At 75.9% G+C, this 8439-nt stretch carries 12 protein-coding genes; 6 read left to right on the forward strand and 6 right to left on the reverse strand.

The window, feature by feature from the left end; genetic code table 11:
• Together AC0CYZ_RS30640 and AC0CYZ_RS30645 are read left to right on the forward strand one after the other, a co-directional pair.
• The coding region (locus AC0CYZ_RS30640) for a PP2C family protein-serine/threonine phosphatase (protein WP_472221890.1) at positions 1-382 on the forward strand (382 nt) is incomplete at its 5' end.
• 30 nt (positions 383-412) lie between these two features.
• Complete coding sequence (locus tag AC0CYZ_RS30645) at positions 413-1162, forward strand: HAD family hydrolase (protein WP_472221891.1); 750 nt, start codon at positions 413-415, stop codon at positions 1160-1162.
• Here AC0CYZ_RS30645 and AC0CYZ_RS30650 read toward each other — a convergent pair whose 3' ends face one another.
• Positions 1163-2005 carry an N-acetylmuramoyl-L-alanine amidase gene (locus tag AC0CYZ_RS30650; RefSeq protein WP_472221892.1) on the reverse strand — a complete coding sequence of 281 codons (843 nt, stop codon included), beginning with the start codon at positions 2003-2005 and terminating at the stop codon, positions 1163-1165.
• Between the two features lie 109 nt (positions 2006-2114).
• On the opposite strand from AC0CYZ_RS30650, the gene AC0CYZ_RS30655 reads away from it, so the two are divergent.
• Positions 2115-2960, forward strand: a complete 846-nt coding sequence (locus tag AC0CYZ_RS30655) for an SAM-dependent methyltransferase (protein ID WP_472221893.1) — start codon at positions 2115-2117, stop codon at positions 2958-2960.
• Between the two features lie 11 nt (positions 2961-2971).
• On the opposite strand, the gene AC0CYZ_RS30660 is transcribed toward AC0CYZ_RS30655, so the two are convergent.
• Complete coding sequence (locus AC0CYZ_RS30660) at positions 2972-4408, reverse strand: MFS transporter (RefSeq protein WP_472221894.1); 1437 nt, start codon at positions 4406-4408, stop codon at positions 2972-2974.
• A gap of 52 nt (positions 4409-4460) precedes the next feature.
• Positions 4461-5309, reverse strand: a complete 849-nt coding sequence (locus tag AC0CYZ_RS30665) for an SAM-dependent methyltransferase (RefSeq protein WP_472221895.1) — start codon at positions 5307-5309, stop codon at positions 4461-4463.
• Positions 5310-5518: 209 nt separating this feature from the next.
• Here AC0CYZ_RS30665 and AC0CYZ_RS30670 point away from each other — a divergent pair, with 209 nt between their 5' ends.
• The 3 genes from AC0CYZ_RS30670 (at position 5519) to AC0CYZ_RS30680 (ending at position 7036) form a co-directional block, all read left to right on the forward strand.
• Positions 5519-6412, forward strand: a complete 894-nt coding sequence (locus AC0CYZ_RS30670) for a helix-turn-helix domain-containing protein (protein WP_472221896.1) — start codon at positions 5519-5521, stop codon at positions 6410-6412.
• Between the two features lie 118 nt (positions 6413-6530).
• A complete protein-coding gene (locus AC0CYZ_RS30675; protein WP_472221897.1) occupies positions 6531-6758 on the forward strand; it encodes a DUF397 domain-containing protein in 228 nt (75 codons plus the stop codon).
• Entirely contained in the window at positions 6758-7036 is a 279-nt protein-coding gene (locus AC0CYZ_RS30680) for a hypothetical protein (RefSeq protein WP_472221898.1), read from the forward strand. The genes AC0CYZ_RS30675 and AC0CYZ_RS30680 overlap by 1 nt, the downstream gene beginning before the upstream one ends.
• 25 nt (positions 7037-7061) lie before the next feature.
• On the opposite strand, the gene AC0CYZ_RS30685 is transcribed toward AC0CYZ_RS30680, so the two are convergent.
• Genes AC0CYZ_RS30685 through AC0CYZ_RS30695 form a run of 3 tightly spaced genes read right to left on the reverse strand, consistent with a single transcriptional unit; the run spans position 7062 to position 8418 of the window.
• Positions 7062-7916 carry a class I SAM-dependent methyltransferase gene (locus tag AC0CYZ_RS30685; RefSeq protein WP_472221899.1) on the reverse strand — a complete coding sequence of 285 codons (855 nt, stop codon included), beginning with the start codon at positions 7914-7916 and terminating at the stop codon, positions 7062-7064.
• Positions 7913-8260 (reverse strand): VOC family protein, encoded by a 348-nt coding sequence (locus AC0CYZ_RS30690; protein ID WP_472221900.1) that lies wholly within the window; start codon positions 8258-8260, stop codon positions 7913-7915. The genes AC0CYZ_RS30685 and AC0CYZ_RS30690 overlap by 4 nt, the downstream gene beginning before the upstream one ends.
• The gene (locus tag AC0CYZ_RS30695) at positions 8257-8418 is read right to left on the reverse strand and encodes a CopG family transcriptional regulator (protein ID WP_472221901.1); all 162 of its coding nucleotides are present in this window, start codon (positions 8416-8418) and stop codon (positions 8257-8259) included. The genes AC0CYZ_RS30690 and AC0CYZ_RS30695 overlap by 4 nt, the downstream gene beginning before the upstream one ends.
• Between the last annotated feature and the right edge of the window lie 21 nt (positions 8419-8439).

Raw genomic sequence — 8439 nt, forward strand, 5'->3', positions numbered from 1 at the left:
CTGGTCCGCCGACGGCCGCGACCTGCACCTGCTGACCCACGACCACACCGTCGCGGCGGAGATGCGCGCGGCCGGCGTCGCGGTCACCGGGCACCTCGAGCACGTGCTCACCACGAGCGTGCGCACGGTGCGCGGGGCGACCGAGATCGGGCTGACGGCCGTGCCCGCGCCCGCGACGCTCGTGCTGGCCAGCGACGGCGTCCACCGCGGTCTCGACCCCGCCCGCCTCGCCGGCCTGGTCGCCCACGTCCCCGCCCCGGCGCTCGCGCGCACCCTGGTCGACACCGCACGGGCCGGGGGGACGCCCGACAACGCGACCGCGCTCGTCGTCGCCGGGCCCGCCGCGCCGCGCCCCGTCGTCCCCGCACCACGGCGGCCCTGACCCCGGCGGGCCACGGCACACTGACGCCCCGTGCGCGCCCTGTTCGACCTCACCGCCGCCTACGAGCCGACCGACGACGAGCGTCGCGCCCCGGTCCCGGCCCTCGGCGCCGTGCTGTTCGACTTCTCGAACACGCTCTTCCACATGGTCGATGTCCGGACCTGGCTGGCGCGGGTCGCGACGGCGACGGGGCGGGACCTCGACCTCGACGCCGCGCTCGCCGACGTCGCGAGGGCCGCCGCCCGCCCGGACGTCGTCGCCGCCCAGGACGGCCGCGACCTGTCCGAGGACGCACACCGCGAGGCCATGCGCGCGTGGTTCTCGCACGTCCCGGCGCTCGCCGGGGCCGAGGACACCGCCCTCGAGGTCCTGCGCGCCCCCGACGCGTGGGTCCCCTACCCGGACACCGCGGAGGTGCTCGAGGCGCTCGCGGCGCGGGACGTGCCGGTCGGGGTGGTGTCGGACATCGGGTGGGACATCCGCGTGCACGCCCGGGACGCAGGGCTCGAGCACCTCGTCGGGTCGTGGACGCTGTCCTGCGAGCTCGGCGCCGAGAAGCCGGACCCCGCGGTGTTCCGCGCGGCCTGCGCCTCGCTCGGGGCCGACCCCCGGGCCACGCTCATGGTCGGCGACAACCCGGCCCGCGACGGCGGCGCGGTGGGGGTCGGGTGCCGCGTGTTCGTGCTGCCGGCGGAGCACCGGCTGGGCGAGCGGGGCCTGCGGTCGGTGCTGGACCTGGTCGGGGATCCGGTCGGGGTCCACCGAGCCAGGTGCTCATGATCACGCGAAGACGGCCGCGAGCGCGTCCGCGAGGCGCTGCCGCCCCTGCGGGGAGCGCACGAGCGCGGCGTCGGCCGGGTTGCGCAGGTTGGCGCACTCCACGAGCACGCTGGGCACCGTCGCCAGGTTGAGCCCGGCGATGTCGTCGCGCGCGTCCAGGCCGCCGCGGCCGATGTAGGTCGCGGGTGTGAACCCGGCGCCGCGCATCGACGCGACGGCGGCGTCGGCCAGGGTCCGGGCGGGCCCGCGCTGGGCGGGGTTCAGCGGCGGCGACGAGTACAGGACGTGGAAGCCGTGCCCGCTGGTCGCCCCGCCGTCGGCGTGCACCGAGATCACGGCGGCCGCACCCGCACGGGCCCCGGCCGCACCCCGGACGTCGACGCAGGGCCCGACGCCGTCGTCGGAGTCCCGGGTGAGCACGACGCGATAGCCCCGCGCACGCAACCGGTCGGCCAGGAGCCCGGACACCGCCCAGGTGAACGCGTGCTCCGGGTAGCCGTCGGCGGTGCTCGCCCCGGTGGTGTTGCACGGCTTCGTGCCACCCCGCCCGTCCGGCACCGGGTGGTCGATGCCCGAGCCCGGCCCGTTGCGGCCGTTGTGCCCGGGGTCGATCACGACGGTGGCGCCCGGCGGCAGCGGGAACGTCCCCGGCCGGGCGGACGCCGTGGGCACCGCCGGCGACGGCTCCGGCGGCACGGGCGTCCCCGGCGCGACGGTGGGTGTCGACGGCGGCCCGGGCGCGGGCGCGGCGGCGGGCGCGCTTCCGGGGCCCGCGCAGCTGCACAGCAGGGCGACGAGGACCGCGACCAGGAAGGGGCGCGGCGGGCGCGGGAGGGTCGGCACGCCGCAGATGGTGACGGTCCCGGGGCCGCGACGCGGGGACCTCGCCCGGGCCCGTGTCGGGGGACGGGTCGGCCGTGTGGGCGAGGCCGCATCCGGGGATGCCGCACCCGTGGCACCCACCATCCCCGAGGGCGTCGGCTGGACCGCGCTCGTCGTCTCCGCTCAGCGCGCCGCCGAGTCCCGCCGGCCGGACGCGCTCTTCCACGACCCGCTCGCCGAGGCCCTCGTCGAGAGGATCGGTGAGCAGGCCGCGAACGTCCCCCCGGACGCCGACGGCGAGGGCGGCGGCGACCTCACCGCCGCGATGGGCGACTTCCTGCCGGTGCGGACGTGCTTCTTCGACCGCGTCGTCGCCGAGCACGCGACGCCGCAGGTGGTGATCCTGGCCGCCGGGCTCGACGGGCGCGCCTACCGTCTCCAGCAACCCGAGGGCACCGTCATCTTCGAGGTCGACGTCCCCGAGGTGCTGGCGTTCCGGGACGCGATCGCCGAGGGCCTGACGCCGACCGTCGCGCACCGCGGCGTCGGGATCGACCTGCGCGAGGACTGGCCCGCGGCCCTGCGCGCGGGCGGGTTCGACCCGGCCGTGCCCACGACGTGGCTCCTCGAGGGCCTGCTGATCTACCTGCCCGCCGACGCCGCCGACCTGCTCCTCGACCGGCTCACCGAGCTGTCGGCGCCGGGGAGCGCGGTCGCGGTGGAGTACACCGACCGCGACCCGGCCGCCGCGGTGTCCGACCACGTCGGGTCCGACCCCGCGATCACGGAGTTCGCCCGGCTCGTCGACGAGGGCCCGCCGGACGTCCCCACGCGGTGGCTGGGGTCGCGCGGCTGGGCGCTGGACGAGTGGACGACGGTGCGCGAGCAGGCGCGGGCGCTCGGGCGGCCGGTCCCGGCGATCATGGACCCGGACCGGGACGGCATGGACACCTGGCTCGCACGCGCCCACCGCTGAGCGCGTGCCGCCTACAGCGCGGGCCGCGCCCGCACCGCGCCCAGCGCCCCGAGGATGGCGATCGCGCCGAGGCCGCCGAAGAGCAGCCGGGCCGAGACGACGGGTGCGCTGCCGAGCGCGACCGCGACCCCCGCGTAGGAGGCACCGAGCGCGAAGGCCAGCATCTGCACCATCGTGATCGCGGCCGAGGCCCGGTCGCCCTCGCGGTCGTCGGCGGCCGTCCCGGCGCTCTCGTCGGCGACCCCGGGCGACATCGCCGCGGCGGACTGGTGCGGCCAGGCGATCCCGATCCCCACGCCGGCCAGGGCCAGCGACACCGCCCACACCACCACCGTCGCCGGCGCGGCGTCCGCGTGCTGGGTCGCCGTGAGCACCGCGAACGCGACGACGACCACCCACGGCCCGACCGTGCCGGCGGCCCGCGCCCGGCCGACGCTCGCACTGACGATCTCCCCGGCGACCCAGCCGGAGGCCAGGGCCACGCCCAGGAAGCCCGCGACCACGGGCTCCAGGCCACCGAGGCGTTGCCCGAACAGCGGGACGAAGGCCTCCACCGCGGCGACGGCCATCATCGCGGCGATCGTCAGGTAGAGCGCCGCCAGCCGCCCGGCGCGGAAGGTCGCCTCCGGCAGGATGCGTGCGCCCGCGTCCCCGGCCCGGTGCTCCACGACCACCAGCCCCACGAGGAGTGCGAGCGCCACGACCAGGCCGCCGGCCGCCACCCCGATCCCCCGCCCGGTGACGCCCGCGCCGGAGACGGCCAGCCCGGACACCGAGAGCACCGCGGCCGCCCCGCCCACGAGCAGGATCGAGGGCAGCGGGAACGGGCCGGGCGAGACCGCGGGAGCGCGCGACGAGCGCCGCAGCCCGGCGGGCACCCCGGCCGCGACCGCCGCCGTCACCCCGAGGAGCACGACGAACGCCAGGCGCCACCGCCCCATCTCGGCGAACAACCCGCCCAACGCGGGCCCGACCAGCAGCCCGACGCCCCACATCGCCGAGATCGAGGCGCTCGCCCGCGTCCACAGGCGCTGCGGCAGCGCGGAGCGGATCAGCGCGTAGGCCAGGCCGGCCAGCAGACCGCCACCGAGACCCTGCACGGCCCGCCCGACCAGCAGCACCGCCATGTCCGGCGCGACGGCGTCGACCGCCGTCCCGACCCCGAAGGCCACGAGCGCGAGGACGTAGGCCCGCCGGGCCGGCCACACCGCGAGCAGCCGACCCACCAGGGCCGAGGAGACGACGGCGGTGAGCAGGTAGACCGTGGTGACCCAGGCGTAGAAGCGCTCGCCGCCGATCTCGGCCACGGCCGAGGGCAGCAGGCTCGCGGTCACGTAGGTGTCGGTCGCGAAGAGCAGCACCCCGCCGCAGAGGACCGCGACCGTCCCGCGGCGCCCGGCCGCCAGCAGATCCCGCCAGCTGCCCGTCGCGACCCCGCTGCCGACCACGTCACCCGACGCTACGTCCCGGTCGCCCGATCCGCCCGTGGTGGCGGCGGCGTCACGGCTTGCGGGCGACCACCCCGACCGCGCAGCGCTGCGCGGGGGCGTGCGGGCGGAGCCACGGGCCGTCGGGCCACCACTGCGACACCTGGACGAGGCCGGGCTCCACCGGCTCGAGCTGCGGCGGGATCATCGCCTCGATCTCCGCGCGGGTGCGGAACAGCCCCGTGCCCATCGGGCTGTTGACCATGACGTGCTCGATGCGGCGCGCGACCTCGCTGTCCTCGTCCTCGGGGTCGAGGAAGTGCGTCAGCGCGAGGTAGGAGCCCGACGGCAACGCGTCGACGTACTCCGCGACGATCTCGGCCGGCGTCGGGGTCCCGTCGTAGTGGTGCAGCACACCGAGCAGGAACAGGGCGATGGGCCGGTCGAAATCGAGGAACGAGCGCACGGTCGCGTCGTCGACCACCTGGCTGGGCGTGAAGATGTCCGCCGCGATGAACAGGGTCTGGTCGTCGTCCTCGAGCAGCGCGCGCCCGTGGGCGATCACCGACGGGTCGTTGTCGACATAGACGACCTTCGAGGTCGGCGCGATGCGCTGCGCGACCTCGTGGGTGTTCTCGGCCGTCGGGAGCCCCGAGCCGCAGTCGAGGTACTGCACGACGCCGGTCTGCGTCGCGATGAAGCGGGTGGCGCGGATGAGGAAGGCGCGGTGGTCGAGGGCGAGCTGCTGGACCTCGGGGACCACGGCCTGCATCCGGGCGAAGACCTCGCGGTCGACCGCGTAGTTGTCCTTGCCCCCGAGCGTGGCGTTGTAGACCCGCGCGATGCTGGCCTTCTCCCGGTCGACCCGGACCGGGCCGGGCGCCTCGCCGGTCGGCTGCGCCGAGCGGGCCGTGCTCGCCATGCGTGTCCTCACTGCTCGTCGTCCTCGGGCCGGCGGCGGTCACCCGGACGGAGCCCGGCCCGATGAGAACCCTAGGGGCGCGCGCCGCGCCGCGGCGATCAGGGTCGAAGCGTACGAGAATCCCCCGACGACCTGTAGTCTCCCCGTTCCGGGCCGTGAGGAGTGGGCCCACAGCGACGGCCCACCCCGAGGGCGACCGGAGGACACCCGTGGCCAGCGAGCAGCCCGACCCGCAGGACGCGCCCGGGCCGGACGACCCGGGCCCCACCGCGCGACGGATCATCGTCGGTGCCCAGCTGCGGCGTCTGCGCGAGGCCGCGGACATCACGCGCTCGGCCGCCGGCTACCACATCCGCGGCAGCGAGTCGAAGATCAGCCGCATGGAGTCGGGGAAGGTCGGCTTCAAGCAGCGCGACGTCGAGGACCTCCTCACCTTCTACGGCGAGCACGATCCCACCCGGCGCGAGCACGTCCTCGAGATCGCGCGCCGCAGCAACGAGGCCGGGTGGTGGCAGCGCTCCGGCGCGGCCGTCCCCGAGTGGTTCTCCGAGTACGTCGGCCTGGAGTCCGCGGCCGTCCGCATCCAGACCTACGAGCTGCTCTTCGTGCCCGGCCTGCTGCAGACCGCGGACTACGCCCGCGCGATCGTCACCCGGGGGCACCCGGAGACCGCCGACGCGACGGTGGAGGAGCGCGTCCGGGTGCGGATGAGCCGGCAGCGCCTGCTCGACAGGCCCGACGCGCCGCGCCTCTGGGCGGTCGTCGACGAGTCCGTGCTCCACCGCCCGATCGGCGGCCACGAGGTGCTCGCCGGCCAGATCGACCACCTCGCCGAGATGTCGCGCCGCCCGAACGTCACGCTGCAGGTCGTACCGAACGCGCTGTCGGGTTACGGCGGCGAGGCGGCGTTCACCATGCTGCGGTTCGCCGAGCCCGACGTCCCGGACATCACCTACATCGAGGGCCTCACCGGGGCGCTCTACCTCGACCGCCAGGCCGAGGTCGAGGAGTACACCCGCGTCATGGACCAGCTGACCATCGACGCCTACAGCCCCGAGGAGACCCGCGGCCTGCTGGGCAAGCTGCGCGCCGGCCTGGGCTGAGCACGGCGCGCGTCCGCACCGACACGCGCGGTCAGCCTGCACATGCATCTGCTCGCGGCCGGTGTTACCGTCGATCGCACGGCAAGCGGCACGTGCGGAAAGACGGGGAGTTCGACCCATGCACACTTCGGCATCGCGCCTGGTCGGCGCAGAGTGGCGGAAGAGCCGCTACAGCGGGAAGCTCGGCAACTGCGTCGAGCTCGCGGCCGTCGGCGGTACCCGGGTCGCGGTTCGCAACTCCCGCTTCCCCGACGAGCCCGCGCTCCTGCTGACCCGCTCCGAGCTCGGCAGCCTGCTCGCCGAGGTGAAGGCCGGCGGGTTCGACGACCTGCTCGAGGGCGCGTGATGAGCACGCTCCCGCTACCCTCCCCCGACGGCGGTCGCCCGGCCGTCCGGATGCAGTGGCTCACGTGCGCGCTCGACGGGCGCGACCACGCCGTCGTCGACCACGACCCGGCCTCCGGCGCGCACCTCTCGGCCTGCGCGAAGACCGTCTGGGCGGCCTCGCTCGCCAGCCCGCCCGCGGCGCGCTGCCCCGACTGCCGCGACGCCGTCGGCGAGACCGCCGCCACCGACCGCCGGACGCGGGTGCTCGCCCGGCTGCGCGGTCGTCGGGCCGCCTGACCCGACCCGACGGCGGGCGGTCCGCTCAGGTCGTGGCCAGGAGGAACTCCTCGGCCCGGGTGACGCGCAGACCGTCGGACCGGCCCGCGAACCACCGGGCGTTGATCTCGTCGGCGTCGAGGACGCGTGCCTCCCGGAAGCCGGCGGCCCGGGCGAGCGCGACGACGTCGTCCGGCGCGAAGTAGCTCAGGAACGGCGTCCCCGCAGCCGCGGCCCCGGCGGCCGAGACGTCGCGGAAGTGCCGCTCCCGCGCGCCCAGCAGCTCCGACGGGGGCTGGAAGGTCATCGCGAGGGTGGATCCGGGGGCGAGGCGGGCGAGGCACGCCAGCGTGGCGGTGTTCGCCTCCCGGGTGAGGTACATGCTCACGCCGGTCGAGGACACGACGGCCGGGCGTCCGGTGTCGAACCCGGCGGCGCGGAGCCCGTCCCACCAGGACCGCTCCGACTCGAAGTCCGTCGGCACGTACCGCAGTCCCGGCGGCGTCGGGAGCCCGAGCTCGGCGATGCGGCGCTGCTTCCACTGCGAGGTCCCGGGCCGGTCGACCTCGAAGACGTGCTGGTGGGGGGCGAGGTCGGGGTGGCGCAGCGCGTAGGTGTCCAGCCCCGCCCCGAGCAGGACGTACTGCGCCACGCCGGCGTCGAAGGCCTCCGTGACGAGGTCGTCGACGACGCGGGCCCGCCCGACCGTCCCGGCGCGGGCCCCGCGGGTGGCGTCGGGGTCCATGTCCGGGCGGTCGCGCCAGTCGGGCCCGGGGTCGGCGAGCAGGAGACCCGGGGAGTCGTCGAGGACCGGGGGCCACGCGTCGACCTCGAGGTGGCGCGCCCGCCACAGGGCGACCCGGACCGCGGTGTGGTCGGGGACGACGTCGGTGCCGGTCACCTCCGGCCCGGCGCGGCGATCGTCCAGGTCCGCCCGTCGGGGTCGCGGACGACCATCTCGCGGGTGCCGTAGTGGGTGTCCTCGAACGGCGAGACGACGTCGAGGGAGGGGTCGGGCTCGTAGGCGTCCGCGTCGGGGACCCGGAGGACGACCTGCATCCTCGGCTGCTGGTCCTCGGGGACCTCGACGACGAACACCGTCGGGCCCTCGCCAGCCCGGAACTGCCCCGAGTGGTGATCGGTCTCGAAGTCCAGCTCGAGACCCAGGGCGGTGAAGAACTTCGCGGTCCGGCCCCAGTTGTGGGTCTCGAGGACCACGGACCCGATCCCGTCGACAGCCGTCATGACGATCCCTCCTCGTCGCGCGGGGCCGCGAGGTGCGCGCGCAGGGCCTCCGCGACGAGCGCGGAGAGCGACTGTTCGGTCTCGAGGGCCCGGAACTTGACCTGCTTGATCAGCTCGACCGGCAGGTAGACGTTGAACTGCTTGACCTCGTCGGCCACGCTAGGATGCTAGCAAGCTAG

The sequence above is a fragment of the Actinomycetospora sp. genome, from assembly GCF_055612215.1.